Annotated in this window: 14 protein-coding genes; 12 read left to right on the top strand and 2 right to left on the bottom strand. The window is 57.5% G+C overall.

Annotated elements, in window-relative coordinates; translation table 11 throughout:
• Positions 1 to 76 precede the first annotated feature (76 nt).
• The 5 genes from sucC (at position 77) to ACH518_RS08140 (ending at position 7,325) form a co-directional block, all read left to right on the top strand.
• Complete coding sequence (gene sucC, locus ACH518_RS08160) at positions 77 to 1,246, top strand: ADP-forming succinate--CoA ligase subunit beta (RefSeq protein ID WP_445372535.1); 1,170 nt, start codon at positions 77 to 79, stop codon at positions 1,244 to 1,246.
• Positions 1,246 to 2,118, top strand: coding sequence for a succinate--CoA ligase subunit alpha (gene sucD / locus ACH518_RS08155; RefSeq protein WP_445372534.1), 873 nt, complete (start codon positions 1,246 to 1,248; stop codon positions 2,116 to 2,118). Before sucC ends, sucD begins: the two co-directional genes overlap by 1 nt.
• A gap of 3 nt (positions 2,119 to 2,121) precedes the next feature.
• Positions 2,122 to 3,768, top strand: a complete 1,647-nt coding sequence (locus tag ACH518_RS08150) for an NAD+ synthase (RefSeq protein WP_445372533.1) — start codon at positions 2,122 to 2,124, stop codon at positions 3,766 to 3,768.
• A gap of 4 nt (positions 3,769 to 3,772) precedes the next feature.
• On the top strand, positions 3,773 to 4,897 hold the full coding sequence (locus ACH518_RS08145) for a hypothetical protein (RefSeq protein ID WP_445372532.1): 1,125 nt from the start codon (positions 3,773 to 3,775) through the stop codon (positions 4,895 to 4,897).
• A 340-nt stretch (positions 4,898 to 5,237) separates the two neighbouring features.
• Positions 5,238 to 7,325, top strand: a complete 2,088-nt coding sequence (locus ACH518_RS08140; RefSeq protein ID WP_445372531.1) for a putative bifunctional diguanylate cyclase/phosphodiesterase — start codon at positions 5,238 to 5,240, stop codon at positions 7,323 to 7,325.
• A gap of 30 nt (positions 7,326 to 7,355) precedes the next feature.
• Here ACH518_RS08140 and ACH518_RS08135 read toward each other — a convergent pair whose 3' ends face one another.
• Positions 7,356 to 10,832, bottom strand: coding sequence for a hypothetical protein (locus ACH518_RS08135; protein ID WP_445372530.1), 3,477 nt, complete (start codon positions 10,830 to 10,832; stop codon positions 7,356 to 7,358).
• A 343-nt stretch (positions 10,833 to 11,175) separates the two neighbouring features.
• Between ACH518_RS08135 and ACH518_RS08130 the strand changes: the two genes are divergently transcribed.
• From ACH518_RS08130 to ACH518_RS08110, 5 genes are all read left to right on the top strand, one after another.
• Positions 11,176 to 11,691 (top strand): RNA polymerase sigma factor, encoded by a 516-nt coding sequence (locus tag ACH518_RS08130; protein ID WP_140910809.1) that lies wholly within the window; start codon positions 11,176 to 11,178, stop codon positions 11,689 to 11,691.
• A gap of 91 nt (positions 11,692 to 11,782) precedes the next feature.
• Positions 11,783 to 12,736, top strand: a complete 954-nt coding sequence (locus ACH518_RS08125) for a FecR family protein (RefSeq protein ID WP_445372529.1) — start codon at positions 11,783 to 11,785, stop codon at positions 12,734 to 12,736.
• 132 nt (positions 12,737 to 12,868) lie between these two features.
• Positions 12,869 to 15,229 (top strand): TonB-dependent receptor domain-containing protein, encoded by a 2,361-nt coding sequence (locus ACH518_RS08120; RefSeq protein ID WP_445372528.1) that lies wholly within the window; start codon positions 12,869 to 12,871, stop codon positions 15,227 to 15,229.
• 57 nt (positions 15,230 to 15,286) lie between these two features.
• Positions 15,287 to 16,399, top strand: a complete 1,113-nt coding sequence (locus ACH518_RS08115; protein WP_445372527.1) for a PepSY-associated TM helix domain-containing protein — start codon at positions 15,287 to 15,289, stop codon at positions 16,397 to 16,399.
• Positions 16,400 to 16,692: 293 nt separating this feature from the next.
• Positions 16,693 to 17,970 (top strand): D-alanyl-D-alanine carboxypeptidase family protein, encoded by a 1,278-nt coding sequence (locus ACH518_RS08110; protein WP_445372526.1) that lies wholly within the window; start codon positions 16,693 to 16,695, stop codon positions 17,968 to 17,970.
• An 11-nt stretch (positions 17,971 to 17,981) separates the two neighbouring features.
• Here ACH518_RS08110 and ACH518_RS08105 read toward each other — a convergent pair whose 3' ends face one another.
• Complete coding sequence (locus ACH518_RS08105; protein ID WP_140910813.1) at positions 17,982 to 18,194, bottom strand: SlyX family protein; 213 nt, start codon at positions 18,192 to 18,194, stop codon at positions 17,982 to 17,984.
• 129 nt (positions 18,195 to 18,323) lie between these two features.
• Between ACH518_RS08105 and ACH518_RS08100 the strand changes: the two genes are divergently transcribed.
• Together ACH518_RS08100 and ACH518_RS08095 are read left to right on the top strand one after the other, a co-directional pair.
• Entirely contained in the window at positions 18,324 to 18,626 is a 303-nt protein-coding gene (locus ACH518_RS08100) for a DUF6763 family protein (RefSeq protein WP_140910814.1), read from the top strand.
• Between the two features lie 10 nt (positions 18,627 to 18,636).
• Complete coding sequence (locus ACH518_RS08095) at positions 18,637 to 19,485, top strand: ATPase (protein WP_140910815.1); 849 nt, start codon at positions 18,637 to 18,639, stop codon at positions 19,483 to 19,485.
• The last annotated feature ends 12 nt before the right edge of the window (positions 19,486 to 19,497 follow it).

Below are 19,497 nucleotides of genomic sequence, written 5' to 3'. Positions count from 1 at the left end.
TGGTTAAAATTAGCGTCCGGCAATCATAGCACCAACTCAAAACGCCGCGATGCCCGCCTCAATATGGAGCACCTAGATGAATATTCACGAATACCAGGCGAAACAACTATTTAACGACTTTGCCATCCCGGTTCCGCGCGGATTGGTCGCGGCCAGTGCCGCGGAAGCTCAGGAAGCCGCTCGGCAATTGGGTGGGGTAAAGTGCGTGGTCAAAGCCCAAGTCCACGCCGGCGCCCGCGGCAAAGCCGGCGGCGTAAAACTCGCCGACAGCCCAGCAGAAGCGGGCCAATTCAGCACAGAGATGCTGGGCAAGCGTTTGGTTACCCACCAGACCGATGCCGCCGGCTTGCCGGTGAACAGCGTCTGGATCGAAGAGGCGTCTGCGATCAAATCCGAGTTTTATTTGAGCCTGCTGCTGGATAGGGAAAGCGAACGCCTGATTTTCATCGCCTCGGCGGCCGGCGGCATGGATATCGAAGCAGTCGCCGCCCAAACCCCGGAAAAAATCGTCAAAGTGCCGGTGCATCCGGCGGCCGGACTGCAAGCTTACCAAGGCCGGCAAATCGGCGCCGCACTCGGTTTGGGCAAGGAACAACAGGGCCAACTGCAAACCATCTTGAACGGCATGTACCAGTTGTTTCTGGCCAAGGATTGCAGCCAGATCGAGATCAATCCGCTGATCGAAACCGCAGACGGCAGACTGGTCGCCTTGGACGCCAAAATCAATTTCGACGATAACGCAATCGCTTTGCATCCCGACATCGCCGCGCTGCGCGACGCATCGCAGGAAGACGCCAAGGAAGCCGAGGCCAAGCAATTCGATCTGAACTACGTCACGCTGGGCGGCAACATCGGCTGCATGGTCAACGGCGCCGGCCTGGCGATGGCGACGATGGACATGGTCAAATTAAAAGGCGGCGCGCCGGCCAATTTCCTGGACGTCGGCGGCGGCACCAACAAAGACAAGGTCAAAGAGGCCTTCAAACTGATTTTGTCGGACGGCACCGTCAAGGCCGTGCTGGTCAATATTTTCGGTGGCATCGTCAAATGCGATGTGATCGCCGCCGGCATTCTGGCTGCGGTCGAGGAAATGCATTTGACCATTCCGGTCGTGGTGCGCTTGGAAGGCACCAACGTCGAGCAGGGCAAAACCATGTTAAGCCAGTCCGGGCTCGGGCTGGTGCCGGCGGACAATTTGAACCAAGCCGCCGAATTGGCGGTGAAACTGGCGCAGGAGGTGGCCTGATGAGCATTTTGATCGACAAAAACACTAAAGTCATTTGCCAGGGTTTTACCGGCAAACAAGGCACCTTCCACTCCGAACAGGCCCTGGCCTACGGCACCCAACTGGTCGGCGGCGTCACGCCGGGCCGCGGCGGTTCCACTCACCTGGAACTACCGGTGTTCGATACGGTGGAGCAAGCGGTCAAAGCCACCGGCGCCAATGCGACGATGATTTACGTGCCGCCGTTTTTCGCCGCCGATGCGATTTTGGAAGCGGTCGCGGCCTGCATCGAATTGATCGTCTGCATCACCGAGGGTATTCCGGTACTGCAGATGCTGAAAGTCAAAGCCGCGATGCAGGGCACCCAATCCTTACTGGTCGGCCCCAACTGCCCCGGCGTGATCACGCCCGGCCAATGCAAGATCGGCATCATGCCCGGCCATATTCACCAGCCCGGCAAAATCGGCATCGTCTCCCGCTCCGGCACCCTGACCTACGAAGCGGTGCACCAAACCACCCGCGAAGGCTTGGGCCAGAGCACCTGCGTCGGCATCGGCGGCGACCCGATCCACGGCATGAACTTCATCGACGTGTTGCGCCGGTTCCAGGACGATCCACAAACCGAGGGCATCGTCATGGTCGGCGAAATCGGCGGTAGCGACGAGGAACAGGCCGCGGAATTCATCAAAGCCCAGGTCACGAAACCGGTGGTCGGTTACATCGCCGGCCAGACTGCACCGCCCGGTAAACGCATGGGCCACGCCGGAGCCATCGTCACCGGCGGCAGCGGCACGGCAGAAGGCAAGGTCGCAGCGATGAAAGCGGCCGGCGTCAGCATGGTCAGTTCGCCGTCGGATATCGGTGCGGCCATGCGGGATTGTTTTTCGAAGTAGCCAATGCCGTTGAAAATCGCGTTAGCCCAACTCAATTTCACCGTTGCCGACATTGTCGGCAACGTCGGCAAAATCCTGGCCGCAGCCGAACAAGCCCGCGAGCGGCGAGCCGACATCGTCGTGTTCCCCGAATTGTGCGTGACCGGCTATCCGCCGGAAGACCTGTTGCTGCGAGCCGATTTCTTGGCTCAATCGGAACAGGCCGTTCGGCAACTGGTCGCGCAAATTCAAGGCATCGTCGCCGTGATCGGCTTCCCGCGCCGCCGGGATGGCAAGTTGTACAACGCCGCGGCTGCCATCCGCGACGGCGCCATCGTCGCCGAATACCATAAAACCGCGCTGCCCAACTACGGCGTGTTCGACGAGCAACGCTATTTCGAGCCCGGAACCGGCTGTTGCGTATTCGAAGCCAATGGCCGCAAGTTGGCACTGACGATCTGCGAGGATGTCTGGCTGCCCGCCACCATGGCCGCTAACCGCGATGCCGGCGCCGACATCGTGCTGGCCTTGAATGCGTCGCCGTTCCACGCCGGCAAGATGCAGCAGCGCGAGGACATCATCTGCAATCATGTCCGCGCCGCCGGCATCCCGCTGGTGTACGTCAACCAGATCGGCGGCCAGGACGAACTGATATTCGACGGCGCCTCGTTCGTCGCCGATAAAAGCGGCGAAGTGGTTTATCGCGCGGCGGAATTCGAAGAGCAACTCGATGTAGTCGAATTCGACGGCACTTTACCGGCCCGAACCGGCATCGTTGCGCTGTACCAGCCCATCGTCAGCGAATACAAGGCCTTGTTGCTTGGGATTCGCGACTACGTGCGCAAGAACGGCTTTCACGGCGCCATTCTGGGCCTGTCCGGCGGCATCGATTCGGCGCTGGTACTGGCACTGGCCGCCGACGCGCTCGGCGCCAACCGGGTGGAGGCGGTGGCGATGCCGTCGCGCTATACCGCCGACATCAGCAACGAAGACGCCAGACTGGAAGCCGAAGCCCTCGGCGTGAAATTCCATACCCTACCGATCGAACCGGCAGTCAACGCCTTTAACCAGATGCTGGCGCCCCTGTTCGCCGGCAGCCGGAAAGACACCACCGAGGAAAATATCCAGGCCCGCTGCCGCGGCGTATTGCTGATGGCCTTATCCAACAAGCAGGGTAAACTGCTGCTGACCACCGGCAACAAGAGCGAAATGAGCGTTGGCTACGCCACGCTTTACGGCGACATGGCCGGCGGTTTTGCGCCGTTGAAGGATGTGTCCAAATTGATGGTTTATAAACTGGCCGAATACCGCAACAGCCTGTCGCCGGTGATTCCGGAGCGGGTCATCACCCGGCCGCCGTCGGCCGAACTGGCGCCGGACCAAAAAGACGAAGACTCGCTGCCGCCCTACTCGATTCTGGATCCGATTCTGGCCCTCTACATCGAGCAGGACCAATCAGCCGCCGACATCGTCGCCCTGGGCTATCCGCGCGACGCGGTCGAACGCGCCATCTCGCTGGTCGACCGCAACGAGTACAAACGCCGGCAATCGCCGCCGGGCATTCGCATTACGCCCAGAGCCTTCGGCCGCGACCGGCGTTACCCCATTTCATCGGCTTACCGCGGCACCGCCGCGCTTAATCCAACAGCGCCCGACAACGTTAAGGAGTAAATTCATGTCAATATTGCGTACCGTTTTAATCTCTACCGCACTGCTGCTGACGGCTGAGAACGGTCTAGCCCGCGAAATTAATATTCCAGTGCCGATGGAATACCGCTTTATCAAGAGCGTTTTGGTTAACCAACTCTACACCGGCCCGGACGAATCGGTGCGGGCCTGGAAAGACGGCAAACAATGCAGCTATCTCGACCTGGACCATCCGCAAATCAGCGGCGAAAACGGCCAAGTCAAAATCCAGAACAACGTCCAGGCCCGAATCGGCACTGCTTTGGGCGGCAAATGCATGGCGCTGGTGGAATGGTCCGGTATCCTGCAGACCTTTCAGCAACCCACCGTGGACGCTTCGGGAAATGTGCTGAGCTTTCCGGTCACCCAGCTCAACGCGTTCGACCGCAACGGCCAGCCGCTGAATATCAGCCAGTTGCAATCCTTGATCAAGAAAGCCGCCGAACCGAAACTGTCCGGTTTGAAAATCGACTTGAACCAGGTCCGGCCGGACATCGCTAAAGCTCTGGTGCCTTACATCGCCGCCGATCACAGCGAAGACTTGCACGATACGATCAACAGCTTGCGCTTCAACCAAGCCAAGGCCGACGCCAACGGCTTACAAATCAATTTGGGCTACACGGCCGACAACCCGAACCCGAACAACGTCAAACCGGCCGCAGTTCTAACCGAAACCGAGTTGAAACAATGGCGCGCGCTTTGGCAAAACTGGCAGGCTTCCCTGGACAAATCGATCGCCACTGCCCAGTTGGGCGGCAATGCCGAGGACACCCGAGCCAAACTGCACGAAGTGTTGCAAAAAGCCGGCACGGCCTTCGAGCAAGGCCTGAGCAGCGAATCGGTCGCCGAGAACGACCCGGTGCGCAAGTTTTTCAACAGCTCGTGGGATACCTTCGCCCCGTTGTTGCGCGACGCCTCCAGCCAATTGCCGGGCGGCGAAAAATTGCGTTACGTCACGCTGATTGCCGCGACCGACTTGATGTACGAATTGGAATCGATCGGCTCACCGTTGGGCTTGGAAGTTTCTTCCAACGGTTTGCGCAAACTGGCCCGCTCTTTGATCGCTCAGGAATCGATTAAAAACAAGGGCAAGAAAGCCAAGCGCAAAGGCTGATCCGGCGGGTGTCGCCTCCTTGACGCTCGTCAAACCCAGCCTGCAGCCCTGCATAACGCTTTAGTCTGCCGGGTCGCGCCGACATATCTATCTCCACGGGATTAAAGCCCGCACGCTTCCGGCTAGGCTGCGGCGGGCGGTGCATCCCGATCTACGGCACTTGGACAGCCTTTCCGGTGCCGATAGCCTCCGCCGCTTAACTTGTTTGTTTTAGCGAAAATTTACGTTAAGCTTGCCAGCCAGCCGCACGGAACGCGAGTATCCCAACCCGCAGGGCCGGATCGTCGGTGCCTCGCCCGACAGCTTTCCGGCGCTCGAGAAACTCCAAAGCGAGCGAAACATGCCAGATCACCTGTTCGACATTCACCCGTACATGCCGCACGGCCAATGTTATATGTGGCAAAGCGATCTGCTGATGCTGCACGTGGTGTCCGACGCGCTAATCGTTTTGTCTTATTACTCGATCCCGTTCGCACTGCTCTACATCCTGAAAAAGCGCCTGGACATTCCGTTCAGCTGGATTTACTGGCTGTTCGGCCTGTTCATCTTTCTATGCGGCACGACCCACTTGCTCAGCATCTGGAATGTCTGGATACCGGACTATTGGCTGTCCGGTTTCGTCAAACTGGCGACGGCAATGGTTTCGATCAGCACAGCCGCGTTAGTTTGGCCGTTGGTTCCGAAAATCCTGGCTATCCCCAGCCAAGCGCAATTGGTCGCGGCAAATTCGGCGCTGGCCAGGGAGATCGAGAATCACAAAAACACCGAACGCGAGCTGCGCAAACTCACCCTGGCGATGCAATACAGCTCCAGCATGGTGATGGTCACCGATGCGCAAACCCAAATCGAATATTGCAATCCCGCCTTCTACCAGATTACCGGCTACACGGCGGACGAAGTGATCGGGCGCCGAGCCAATCTGCTGAAGTCAGACCTGACCGCCGAAGACACCTACAAGAATCTTTGGACCACCCTGTTGAGCGGCACCGCCTGGCACGGCGAATTTTTGAACCGCAAGAAAAACGGCGAACTGTTTTGGTGTCTGGAATCGATCGCCCCGATCCTGGCCGACGACAATTCGATCAGCCATTTCGTTTCCATCATTCACGACATCAGCGACCGCAAGGATACCGAGGAAATCATTCGCCATATGGCGTACTACGACCCGTTGACCGATCTGGCCAACCGCTCGCTGTTCAACGAACGGCTCGAACAAGCCATCCACCTGGCCAAGCGCAATCCGCAGATCTTTGCGCTGTTCTACCTGGATCTGGACCGTTTCAAAAACATTAACGATACCCTGGGACATTTGGTCGGCGACAAATTGCTGATCGAAGTCGGGAAACGAATTGCGGCCTGCTTGCGCCAGCAAGAAACCGTCGCTCGCCTCGGCGGCGACGAATTCGCACTGATCGGCCTGAACCTGACCAGTCCCGCCGACGCCGGCGACATCGCCCAACGCGTGATCAACACCATCAACGAGCCGTATTTCATCGACGACCACCAATTGTTCGTCGGCACCAGCCTCGGTATCAGCGTGTATCCGCAGGACGCCACCACCAGCGAACAATTGCTGAAACACGCCGACGACGCACTGTATCTGGCAAAACAGCACGGCCGTAACACTTTCGAATTCTACAACGCCGCGTCCAACGCCTTATCTCTGCGCCGGCTTAACCTGGAAAATCATTTGCGCCACGGCCTGGCCCGCAACGAATTCTCGCTGGTCTACCAACCTCAAGTCGATCTGGCCAGCGGCAGCATCATCGGCTCTGAGGTATTACTGCGCTGGACGCCGGAGCTCGGCGCCGTCGGTCCGGACGAATTCATCCCGATCGCCGAGAACAGCGGCTTAATCGTCGAAATCGGCGAATGGGTGATACGCACGGCCTGCCGCGACTATATGTGTTCACCGTTGCGGGAGCGCAACCTGCTATTGGCTATCAACCTGTCGGTGCGGCAGTTCAAGAAAACCACACTGGTCGACAGTGTGGGCGACATTCTGCGCGAAACGGGTTTTCCGGCCGAACGCCTGGAACTGGAAATTACCGAGAGCATGCTGGTGGACGACATCGAGACCGCCATCAAGCACATGCAAGACTTGAAAAACCTCGGCATTCGGCTGGCGATCGACGATTTCGGCACGGGCTTTTCATCACTCAGTTATTTGAAACGGTTTCCGGTGGACACGCTGAAAATCGACAAATCCTTCGTCGCCGACATTTACGACAACCAGAACGACGCCTGCATCGTGCGCTCGATCATCGGCTTGGGGCACGGCTTGAACCTGAAAGTCCAAGCCGAAGGCGTCGAAACCGAGCAACAATTGACCTTATTGAAGCAGAACAACTGCGACCGCGGCCAGGGCTATTTCTTCCACAAGCCGCTGCCAATAGACGAATTTCGCCGGCTGTTCGCCCGGTTTTAAGGATCCGGACGGCCAGAAGGCTATCGGGCTTTATGCGTTAAGGCAGCGGTAAGGCCCCAGCGGATCGGCGCCCAAAGTACCGACCAGCGATTTCAAATACTCGGGACCCGACACTTGCTGCAGTTTGCGTTGCGCTTGCTGCAACCGTTCCGCCAGCTTCAATTCGCCAACCACGGCCTGATGACTGTTGTCGCGTAAAAATCCCTCCAGATAGCCGACGTGGCGCCGCCACAAAGCCATTTCCCGCTGCTGTTTGAGTTCCAGCCGCTCATGGTACCAATCCGCCGCCAGCAGATACTCGCGGCTAAACATGGCTCTGATCTCCGGATGGTGAGCGTCCTTACCTTCGTAATGGCCGAGCGCCATGATGTGCAGCAGCGCATACAATGGCGGGCAGGCGTCTTCGATACTGCCGTCGTCCAGATATTGCTGGGCCACCCGCTGCTGGGTCTCGACGATGTTGTTGACGCCGTCGACGAACACCTCCAGGTCTTGCCGTTCCGGTTGCAGGATCTCGTCGGTGAACACCGCGTAAGGATTGTCGAAGATCTTGCCCATCAGGCTATGCACGAAATGGCTGGTGATGCGGTAGCCGAGCCGGCTGGCCATGACCAGTTGACCTTTGTACTCAAAATCGGTCAACGGCTCCAGGTAACCGTGTTGCAACAGGTAATCGGCTTCGCGTTCCTGCCGCGACAAGCGGGCCCAGATTTCCGGAATCAACAAGCTGATGTCGTGGTCGACCCGGGTGTCGGGGCCGATATGACCGGCCGAGCTGGAAAACCCCGGATAGCCGGTCAGGATATAAGACACCAAGGTGTTGTTCAGGTCGGTGATGCCGCGCAAGGCGTTGAACGGGCCTTTGGTCAGCGCGCCCTCGCTGCCGGCGCCGGTGGTCGACGGCGACTTGCCGGTCAGCGAGCTGATGAAGTCCATGAACAGCTCCGGCAACTCCTGGTAATGAATCGGGTTGTAAACCGCCAGCGGCCGGATTCCAGGCTCGGGCGGATTGTTGCGCCGGCCGGTCAGCACCGCATCGACCGGATGGCACAAGGGCTGATTCAGCGGAATCTTCCGGTGCAGGCGGGCCCCGACTTCGGCGACATATTTACGCAGCGGCTTGACCACATCGACCCGGGTTTCCAGGTAGCGCGGATTTTTCGAGGGTTTGCCATCCACCAAACGCGGATGCGCGGAAGACACGACAAAGCCCTTGCCGTCCTGATAGGCATCGCTCAACAGGTTTTGCATCGGCGGGGTAAATTTGGAGAAGGTCATCACGTCTTCGACCACCGCGGCCAGTTTTGCCGGATCCAACGGCTCGAAATTAGCCATGAAATTGCCGGGGCCGGACATGTTGGCTTCGGTCTGCTTGTCGTAGCCGGGGATGATCGCATCGTCCGGCCGCTGAAACAGCCGGTATTCGCAGTTGGTGACCAGTTTCAAGCTCATCTGGTAACCGGTATCCGGTAACCACGGCTGTACTGACGTGGTCGGTACCACCACCGAGGCGCTGATATCGTCTTCCATCTGCACTTTCTCGCAGGCGATGTAGTCCTGGCGAACTTTAAACGTACGCCAGCCGCCTTCGGCGTCGAAACCGACCCGCAAATAGGTGGCGACGATCTTCCGCTGGTTCAGTTTCAGCTCGTGGCCCGGCGCACCGTCGATGACATCCACCGACAAATGGTCACGCCAGTGTTCGCCCCACTCCTCGCGGTAAAAACGTTTGATCAGGAACACCAACGCCAGAATGCTGGGCGGAATCGATTTCAGCCAGTTGTTGAACTCCGGGGTGTGATAACTGGACGGCGTCAATAATTTGATCACCGAGCCCAGGCTGCGCTCCGGACTCAGAATCTTGCGGGCCGAATCGCGATCTTCGTGCTCGTAGCCCGGCAGGAAGCGGCCGGTGTAATCCTTGTCGAAAATCGCCTGCACCCGGTCCAGATCGTGCTGCAAGTCGTCGACGAACAACGGCCCGTAAATCACCGCATCCTCGATGGATTTGGAAATTTCCGACTTGCCGCCGCCGGACACGGTACACGGCTTGTGGCAAAAGGTACCTTCGGCGACGGTACCGATCAACCGCCAGGACGGCGCGCCGGGGTGCTTGCACATCTCGATCTTATAGCCGTTGGGCTGCACGTAAATCTTGCCCGGTTGCAGCCGGATGCTATGGCTCTGGCCGTTTCTGATCCAGGTGATTTTCTGGTTGTTCAGGCTCATCCGCAGGTCTTGCGGCACGTAAATGATGTCCGGATATTGCTTGTCGATGGCGTAGCCTTCCGGCTGCATGTCCATGATGGCGCCGTAACGATAAACCATGTCGTCGAAATCATAGCCCGGCTCGCGGGTCAGGCTACCGATGCCGAATTCGTCGCCGTGGTTGAAGCGGCGGAAGGCCAGCGCGCCGCCGGCATGCTCCTCCTCGGCCAAACCGAACAGATTGGCGGCATAGCTGATTTGGGTTTTCACTTCCTTTTTGCAGTAGCCGTAATAGTTGTCGGCGACGAGCGTGACAATGACGCCGGAACGATCGCGGGCGGTCAGTTTAAAGGCCTGGCCGTCGTTATACAGTTCGGCCGGGTTCTGCCAACACATGCCTTCGGCGCGCTGGCGTTCGCTGGCATCATCCCAGTGCGGCAAGCCCAACTGTTTTTTGGTGAGCTTGACCAGATGCGGCGCCAGAATCACGCAGCCGCTGTGGCCGGACCAATGTTCGACGTCCAGCGCCGCGTCGCATTCCGGCAAGGCCGGATTGCCGCCGTTGCCGAAAATACTCTCGACGAAATCGAGGTTGCTGACCAGATTTCCAGGGGCGAAAAAACGGATTTCCATCGATTTTTCGGCTGCAACGCCAGGGATTTCCGGGCAAACCACCGGCCGCAGCAGCAAGGAGGCGAACATGCGCGCCGGCTGGGGCTGATTGGCGGTAAACGGCAGGGTCAGCAAGTCTGGCGGCGGATTCAGAGCTTCGGCCAGCATCAAGGCGAAGGTCAGCTTCGGCACCTGTTTTTTGTCGCCGGGCACCGGCAAACCGCCTTCGGCGATATGAAACGAGCCTTGGGTGGTACGGCGGTCGCTGGCCGGATTATGCAACACCCCCTGTTTGACGCGGAAACTGGACACGATTTCGGAACGAAATTCATCTTCGCCCATCGGCAGCGACAATTCGCGCGCTACGCCGTGGCGATCCAGCTCGAAGGTCATGGTCGGCAACGAAGATATCTTGTCCAGACCCACATCGCCTAAATAACGCTCGAGAAAATCCTGAATCCGACGGTCGGCCGGGTACAACGAGGAACTGGCCAATTGCCGGCTTTTTTCCAGGTAGCTGTTCAATAAATCCTGAGCGGTATCCATGAATTGGGCCGACGCGTGATCAATACATGTCGGCTGGCCGCAGGATGCCAGTTTTAAATTGATGTAAAGATGCAATTGGCGTTTCACCGCCTGCTCGTCTTGACCGGCGGGTCCCAGACCCAGCGCTCTGAGTTTATCCATAGCCTCCCCCTTGGAATTTTTTAATTGATGGTAGCGGCATGATATAGCAAACCCCAAGCCGAGGTCAGCAAGCTATCGGCGGCCGTCATACACCTCCCGGCAAAATTCCGTATCGGCGGCCTAACCTTGGCCGATTTGGTTCGTAGTCGAATATTTTGAAGCGCATAAAACTGCGTGATATGCCGACACGATTGAGTCATTTAACTTAGATTAATTATTCTACCTACGTTCTTCTGCCGGCTGATCCTCCCGCGGCCTTGAAATCCGCTACTTATATCCCGATTGCTCGACTGGCAAATTTATTGCTTCAATCTAACTCCATCTGTTCTCACCGGAGCCCGTCTTGTCCGCTGCCGCCATTCCCGCCGATCAGGTTGCCGCACTATTCCGCGACCATAAGGAAGCGATCGTGCATTTTCTGTTACAGCGCGTCAAATGCCCCGACACGGCACAGGACTTGAGCCAGGAAACCTATTTACGCCTGTTGCGGAAAGACGGGCTGGTCCATACCGACAACCTGAGCGGTTACCTGTTCCGCACCGCCGAGCGGCTGGCAATCGATTTCGTCCGCCACAACCAGCGCCACAGCGCCCGCCAAGAGCCGTTAGCGGAAGACGCCCTTTGCCCGCTGCCGCAACCGGAGGACGCCGCAATCGTCACTCAGCGTTACCGCCGGGTACTGGAAGCGATCGCCGCCTTGCCGGCGCAATGCCGCCACATATTGTTGCTACGCAAGGTAGACGAACTCGGTTACCGCGAAATTGCCGATCGGCTGGGCGTATCCGAAAAAACCGTACAGCGCCAGTTGGTCAAAGCGATGCTGCATTGCCACCAATATTGCCTGGACATGTTGCCTTAGCACCCCACGACCGATACGTCTCAACTCTTGTTTAGCAAAACCGGCTAAACTGACTAAGAGTTAACTCCGTTGACTAACCTGGTACCACCCGATGTCATCAACCTCGCCCTCGCAACGCACTCTGAGGCAGGCCACGACTTGGTTCGTAGCGCTGCAATCAGAGCATGTCGCCGCCGCAGAACGCCAGCAATTCGAGCAATGGCTGGCGGCAAGTGCGGAGCATCGCCGCGCCTTTTGCGAAGTCGAACAAGTTTGGGGCAATCTGGACACGCTGAAGTCGCAAGACTTGGCGGAATTGAACCAGGCCAGATCGGTTCGTCCGCAACGATGGCGCCATAGCCGGCAACTCTTGTCCGGGATATTACTGGCGACGGTACTCGGCGGAGCATGGCAGGAATTCTCCACACCAACCACTACTTACCAAACCGGAATCGGCGAACGCCGCACATTGGCGCTGGCGGACGGCTCGCGCTTGGAAATGAACACCGCTACTCGCCTGCGAACCCGCATATCCTGGTTACGCCGAGATATCGAACTGGAGCAAGGCGAAGCGGTATTCGAGGTCGCCCACGAGCGCTGGCGTCCGTTTCGGGTCCATGCCGGGAAACTGCACATTAGCGATATCGGCACGCTGTTCAATGTCCGCCATCAGGATGCCGACGGCACCTCCGTTGCGGTGTTGGAAGGGGAAGTGGAAATGCGGGTCGGCAGCCGTTGGCTGGGAGAACCATTGCGCGCCGGATTCAGCCGCCGCCTCGATCCGGAGGGACACTGGCAGAGGCAGGAAAAAGTCGACGCCGAACCGGTTTTGGCCTGGACCCGCGGCCAGTTATTATTCGACCACACGCCGCTAGCCGACGTAATCAAAGAACTAGAACGCTACCATAGCCTTCACTTCGTGCTCGCCGACGCGTCGCTCGGCCGACAAACCCTAAGCGGACGTTTCGACGCCACCGATCTCCAGCCGTTTCTACAGGCCGTGCAAAGCATATTGCCGCTACGGGTACAACGCAGTAAAGACACTATCGTACTGCACAAACACTAAGCGCAGCCGCTACGCGGAACTCCCCCGAACCAATTTTTTTCGGCAAAACTGTCCAGTTTCCTTGTTCTGCTTCGTTATGAACGGTATGCCCAGGCACAGATCTGGCCAACCTTCATAAATCAGGAGATGAAAATGACTCTATCAAGTAGTCCAACTGACCGGCAGCGCAGCGGACGCCGCATCGTTTTGCCGATGCTGGCCCTGTCTCTGGCAATCGCCAGCAATACCTGGGCCGGCGAAGCCGTATCGAGCAAACTCGATCTGCCGGCCCAAAGCCTCGCCGCCAGCCTGGACAGTTTGGCAAAGACCAGCGGCGCCAAATTGATCTACGCCGACTCGATCGTCAACGGCATTCAAGCCGATGCGCTGCGCGGTGAATTCACCGTACAGCAAGCGCTGGACCGGTTGCTGCATAAACACGGGCTGCAGTCGGAGATTGTCGGCGGCGTGATTACCATCAAGAAGGCCCCGCCGGCGCCGAAACCTCAAGCCATCCGCGACGATTCGATCATCTCGCTCGGCGAAGTTACGGTCAACGAACAGCCGGACAACGGCAAATTGACTAGCAAGGACATCGCGACATCAGTCGACATCCTCTATGCCGACAAGATCGCCGACCAGAACGTATTGACCGCATTCGACTTAATGCATCGGATGCCGGGCATCCAAATCACCCAATTCGGCCAAGGCACCACCACCGGCAAATTTTCGTTCCGCGGCTTCAACGGCGAAGGCAGGATCAACGCGGTGAAATTGCTGATCGACGGCATTCCCAGCAACTCGAACGACGGCAACATGCCTTATTTGGATGCCTTGTTTCCGCTGGATATCGAATCGATCGAGGTGGTGCGGGGCACCAACGATCCGCGTTACGGCCTGCATAACGTTGCCGGTAACGTCAACATGACCACCACCACCGGCGGCAATTACGTCAAAGGCCGGATGAGTTACGGCAGTTTCGACACCCACGAAATCCAATCCGGTTTAGGTTACGAAAAGGACGGCTTTTCTCAGAACTACCAGATTTCGTATCGCGCCAGCGACAGCTATCGCGATCGTAGCGATTCGGATAAGAACAGCTTTTCCGGCAAGTGGTTTTACGCACCAACCGATAAATATAAAGCCGGTTTAATCGCCCGTTGGAGCGAGGCCGGCGCGCAAGAGCCGGGCTATCTGAGTTATCAACAGCAATTAGCCAGTACCACTCAGTCCACACCGCACAACCCGCTGGATTACAGCAAGCGCACAATAGGCCAGGTTAGCGCCCATCTCGACGTCAACTTGAGCGAAACTTTGTTCTGGTCGAACAAGGCGTACGGCAATATTTTCGATGATCAGCGCCTGGTGCGATTTCACCCGGTGTTCTCCCAAGTCAAACGCGACCGTGACGAGGTGCAGTACGGTGCGATCACGTCGTTGACCTATCACCCACAAATCAGTTGGCTGGACGATTTCTCGATTGAAACCGGCTTTGATTTCCAACAACAGGAAAACCGCTACAAACAGTACCGAACCACCAACGGCATACCCAACCCGAGCAGTGCGACCAACATCCGCAACGACGAGCATTGGACGTTTCTGAATTACGGTGGTTACATTCAGGCGGTAATCAAGCCCACCCGATGGCTGAAACTGACGCCCGGCTATCGCGCCGACGTCATTGACGGCAACTTTTTCAGCTACCGTCCCGGCGCTACCTTTGGCGCCTATCCGATCAACGATTATGGCACCATCTCACAACCCAAAATAGGCGCGGTGATCACGCCAATCGAGGGTTACAGTCTGTATGGCAACTGGGGCCGAACCTTCCAAGTCGGACTTGGGCAAGCCACCTTTATCGGGCGCAACCAATCAAATACCGGTCCTTCTCTGAACGACGGCTGGGAAGTCGGCTTTAAACTGCAACCGGTCGACTGGGCGGAAGGCCGGGTAGCCTACTGGATGCAGGATGCCAGCAACGAGATCAGCCGTAATCTGGCCAGTGCTGATTCGACCTTGATTGGTCCCACCAAACGCCAGGGCGTCGACATCGAAATCAAGGTTTATCCGACCGATCGCTTTGGCATCTGGGCGGCCTATTCCTTGCAGGAAGCCAAGATAACCAACCCACCGGCGGTTGTCACCAATACCATGGAATACACGGTCGGCAACCAGGTCGTGAATACGCCGAATTATCTGTTTTCGGCCGGCATCGATTACCAAGTCACCGAACAACTGCGTTCATCGCTATGGACCAGCGGCCAAGGTAACTACTTCGTCGATCAAGCCAACGACGCCGGTAAACATGGCGAATACGCCCTATTGAATCTGGACTTGGGCTATCAGGTAACCAAGGAAGTCGAATTGCAATTCCAGGCCAAAAATCTGACTGACGCCCAGCGCGAATACCTGTGGTATGACGAAAGTTATGGCGCCGGCCAACGTTATGCCTTTTACTCACCGGGTGACGGCCGCGCTTTCTACGGCGCAGTCAGTGTCAAGTTCGACTACTAAAACATGGCTGCGCCAGCTTTAACAGCCAAAAGGAAACAGACCGCCCGCCAGCTTTGGTTGGCGGTCCATCTTCATTTGGGTCTGAGCTTGGGCTTGGTTATTGCAGTCGCCGGTCTGACCGGCAGCCTGTTGGTGTTCTATCTGGATCTCGACGAATGGCTGAATCCGCAATTGGTAATCGCCCAGCCCAATGCACAGCGGCAAAGCTACGAAGCCCTGTACCAGGCTTTACGCCAGGCGGAACCTGGCCGGCAACGCGGCTGGCGCCTGGAAATTCCTGCAGACCCGCACCGCGCCGTCACCGCCCGCTATTACAAACCGGAAGAAACCGCCCACCACGGTTTCGCCCCTTTGATGGTTTCGCTGGACCCTTACACCGGCCAGGTGCTGGCGAACCGCTTTTGGGGCGAGTTTGCGATGACCTGGCTGTACGACCTGCATTACAAACTGTTACTGGACGAGCCCGGTAAAATTTTGATGGCGATTGTCGGCGGCTTTTTGTTGATTTCGCTGATCTCCGGCCTCTACCTGTGGTGGCCGCCGCTAAGCAAACTAAAAACCGCGCTGACGGTTAAGGCCAAGGCCAGCAAGGAAAGGCTGAATTACGATCTGCATAAATTGGCGGGTTTTTACACTTTCATCGTGATGCTGGTTTTGGCGCTGAGCGGCGTTGCCCTGGAAATCCCACAATACGCCAATCCGCTGTTCGGCTATTTTTCGCCCCTGCAGCCCACGCCCAAACCACAATCTTTCCCGGCCCGCGCCGGACAGCAGCGGATAAGCCTCGATCAAGCCGTCGCCGCCGGCCAGTCGGTTTTTCCCGACGCCCGCTTGTGCTGGATCGAAACTCCGCACGATGCTGGCGGCAGTTTCCGCATCAATCTGCGCCAAGACGGCGAGCCCAGCCAACGCTTCCCGAAAACCAATGTCTGGGTGGATCAATACAGCGGCCGAGTATTGGCGGTCAGCAATCCCGCCGAGCTGGGCGGTTCCGACACGCTGATCAACTGGCTGCATCCCTTGCATACCGGCGAAGCCTTCGGCTTGACCGGACAATTGCTGGTGTTGATTTCCGGATTGGCCTGTCCGCTGCTGTTCGTCACCGGCCTGATTCGCTGGCTGCAAAAACGCCAAGCCCGTCACAAATTCAAACTGCGCAGCAGCGTCTGACCCGAGCGCCGCCGGTTTTTGCTATTTTGCCGATCGGTGCCGGCGGCGGGCGATTTCGGCGCCAAGATTGGCACTACGTTACGGTAGAGCCGGGTTTTCCGGGCCGATTCCGGTAAAAATCCACCACTCGGCCAGTCGAATCCATCCAACCCGCCACGAAATCCGCCTTTGTCGAAATTGAAATTTCTGATTAAATAATATCGTCAAACGCTTACACAACCTTCCTGGAGCAAAGTAATAACTTGAGCCGCCTGCCTAAGCCCCGTTTCGCCCTGATATCCCTGGCTTGCCTGATGCTGCAGAGCCCGTTTGCGGCCGCCCGCTATGCGGCCATTGTCATCGACGCCGACAGCGGCCGGGTGATACACGAGAATGAATCCACCCAGCGCTGGTATCCGGCCTCGCTGACCAAAGTCATGACCATGTACATGACGTTTGCCGCGCTCGAATCAGGCAACCTGAAACTAACCGATACGGTTTACGCGTCGAAACACGCCGCATCTATGCCCAGTTCCAAGCTGGGCTTGCGCGCCGGGCAAAGCCTGACCGTCGAACAAGCGATCATGGCCGTCACCACCCGCTCGGCCAACGATGCGGCGGTGGTGTTGGCGGAAAGACTGGGCGGAACCGAATCCAATTTCGCGGCGATGATGACGCAAACCGCGCACCGCCTGGGCATGAGCAGCAGTTCGTTCGAAAATGCCAGCGGCCTGCCGGACGACGGCCAAATCAGCAGCGCCCGCGACCTGGCATTGTTATCGGCGGCGGTACTGCGCGATTTTCCGCAGTATTACCATTACTTTTCGGCCACCGAATTCCGTTACAAGGGCCGGGTAATGCCGAATACCAACAAAATCCTGAAAACCTACCCCGACGCCGACGGCTTCAAAACCGGTTTTACCTGCGGCTCCGGCTATAACCTGATCGCTTCGGCCAAACGCAACGGCCACCGGATCATCGGCGTACTGCTCGGCGCCCACAGCAGCGGCGAACGTTTCGAGCAAATGGGCAACCTGTTGGATATGGGCTTTGCCAAGAGCGGCAACAGCCAGTTGGGCGAACACATCTCGCAATTGCACGATACCACGCAATTGCCACCGCCGTTTCAATTGGCATCTAACCGTTGCGCCGGCAGTGCCGCGCAAATGGGCGCAGACTCCGGCGCCATCAGCCGTTACGAACCGATTAGGATCAACGAAACGCCGGAAAGCCGCGAGCGCCGGCTGCTGGCGGCAAACAAGCCGCAGCCCCGCTATAGCGCCGCATCATGGAACGTCAGCCTGGGCAGCTTTCCGCGCAAAATCGATGCCGACGTCAACCTGCAGCGGGTCCGCAACGCATTAGGCCCGTTGGCAAAAAGCGGTCAACCGCGTATCGTCAAGAGCAAAAACAAAAGAGGCACCGTCTGGCTCAGCCAATGGACCGGCCTGCAACAGGACGACAGCCGCGATTTCTGCCGCCGCCTGCACGGCAAAAATCTGGATTGCAGCTCCTTTCCGCAACCGAAACAAACCGTGGCTGCGACCGGCAACCACGGCAAAATCGGCCACCGCAACCGCTCCAAGTCTTAACCGGCCGCCGCTCAGTAATGCGGCGGCTTTTCGTCGAGCGGCAGCAACGGCCGCTCGGCCATGCTCAGCGCCAAACTCTTGATCTTGTCGTGCAGCAACTTGCAGGTCTCCTCCAATTTGCCGATCTGTTTTTGCTGGTCGGCCACCACTTGGTTCAAAGCCTGAATCAGGTCTTCCTGATACGCTTGCTTAATCTCCAATTCGATAATGCGTTCTTCGTTCATAACGGCCTAAAGCTGCAAGTAATGGCACATTCTAATCGAATTTGATCGCGGTTTTACGCCTGCGCACTCGCACCGCCCCGCCAAACTCGCTATCATTGCCCACCACATCAACACAGCGAGGATGCAACCATGACAACCATTGCAGATCCGGTCATCGGCCGTTGGTATAAAGATTTGGAAAGCAATCTTACTTTCAAGGTAGTGGCGATCGAAGGAGCCGACGAATCGATCGAAGTGCAATACGCCAACGGCGATTTAGGCGAGTACGATAACGAGTCTTGGTACGGCTCGACCATCGATTACATCGAAGATCCGGACGACTGGAGCGCACCGTTCGACGATCTGGAAGCCGACGATCTCGGCTATACCGATCCGGACCGCCACAGCCGGGCCGATTCGGAAGATTTGGATATCAGCGACTTTTTGGATTAAACACGACCTTATGAGAATGACCCCGCAACAGTTTTTGGACTGGGAGTCCAAAAGCATCACCCTGTTAGCCATGTCCGGCGCCGGCAAAACCACGCTATCGGCCAAACTGCCCAAAGACAAATGGTTCCATTATTCCGGCGACTACCGGATCGGCACCAAATATCTGGAAGAACCGATACTGGACAACATCAAACAACAAGCGATGGGCGTGCCGTTTTTGCGGGACCTGCTTAAGTCCGACTCGATCTATATTTGCAGCAACATCACCGTCGACAATCTGGCGCCGGTATCCAGCTTCCTCGGCAAAATCGGCGACCCCGGCAAAGGCGGCTTGAGCCAGGCCGAATTCAAGCGCCGTCAGGCCCTGCACCATCAAGCCGAAATCGCGGCGATGAACGACGTGCCGGATTTCATCCATAAAGCCGAAGCCATTTACGGCTACAAACATTTCATCAACGATGCCGGCGGCAGCGTCTGCGAACTGGATTGCCCGGAAGTGCTGGAAAACCTGGCTAAGCATACGCTGATCGTTTACATCAAAATTCCGCCGGCATTGGAACAGACCATCATCGACCGCGCCAAGCAAGATCCGAAACCGCTGTATTACCGGCCGGAATTCGTCGATGAAAAGCTGGCGCAATTCATGCGCGAACGCAACTACCAGAACACCGACCAGATTCCGCCGGACGAATTCGTCAGCTGGGTGTTTCCGGAATTGTTCAAGGCGCGGGTGCCGCGTTACGAGGCAATCGCCGCCCAATACGGTTACACGATCAGCGCCGACGAAACCGCCAAAGTGCAAACCGAGGACGATTTCGTCCAACTGATCGCCGCGGCGATCGCCCGCCAAAGCGCTTGAGCGGCCCACTGA

This window comes from Methylomonas sp. HW2-6 (genome assembly GCF_052474525.1).
The sequence above is the reverse complement of the archived record's forward strand: the minus strand, read 5'-3'. Positions and strand labels throughout refer to the sequence as shown.

What these genes read in the sequence shown, in the direction of transcription:
- ACH518_RS08100 (WP_140910814.1), top strand. Translation starts at nt 18,324, where the DNA reads ATGACAACCATTGCAGATCCGGTCATCGGCCGTTGGTATAAAGATTTG.
- ACH518_RS08120 (WP_445372528.1), top strand. Translation starts at nt 12,869, where the DNA reads ATGACTCTATCAAGTAGTCCAACTGACCGGCAGCGCAGCGGACGCCGC.
- ACH518_RS08125 (WP_445372529.1), top strand. Translation starts at nt 11,783, where the DNA reads ATGTCATCAACCTCGCCCTCGCAACGCACTCTGAGGCAGGCCACGACT.
- ACH518_RS08110 (WP_445372526.1), top strand. Translation starts at nt 16,693, where the DNA reads ATGCTGCAGAGCCCGTTTGCGGCCGCCCGCTATGCGGCCATTGTCATC.
- ACH518_RS08105 (WP_140910813.1), bottom strand. Translation starts at nt 18,194, where the DNA reads ATGAACGAAGAACGCATTATCGAATTGGAGATTAAGCAAGCGTATCAG.
- sucC (WP_445372535.1), top strand. Translation starts at nt 77, where the DNA reads ATGAATATTCACGAATACCAGGCGAAACAACTATTTAACGACTTTGCC.
- ACH518_RS08135 (WP_445372530.1), bottom strand. Translation starts at nt 10,832, where the DNA reads ATGGATAAACTCAGAGCGCTGGGTCTGGGACCCGCCGGTCAAGACGAG.
- ACH518_RS08140 (WP_445372531.1), top strand. Translation starts at nt 5,238, where the DNA reads ATGCCAGATCACCTGTTCGACATTCACCCGTACATGCCGCACGGCCAA.
- sucD (WP_445372534.1), top strand. Translation starts at nt 1,246, where the DNA reads ATGAGCATTTTGATCGACAAAAACACTAAAGTCATTTGCCAGGGTTTT.
- ACH518_RS08145 (WP_445372532.1), top strand. Translation starts at nt 3,773, where the DNA reads ATGTCAATATTGCGTACCGTTTTAATCTCTACCGCACTGCTGCTGACG.
- ACH518_RS08095 (WP_140910815.1), top strand. Translation starts at nt 18,637, where the DNA reads ATGAGAATGACCCCGCAACAGTTTTTGGACTGGGAGTCCAAAAGCATC.
- ACH518_RS08150 (WP_445372533.1), top strand. Translation starts at nt 2,122, where the DNA reads ATGCCGTTGAAAATCGCGTTAGCCCAACTCAATTTCACCGTTGCCGAC.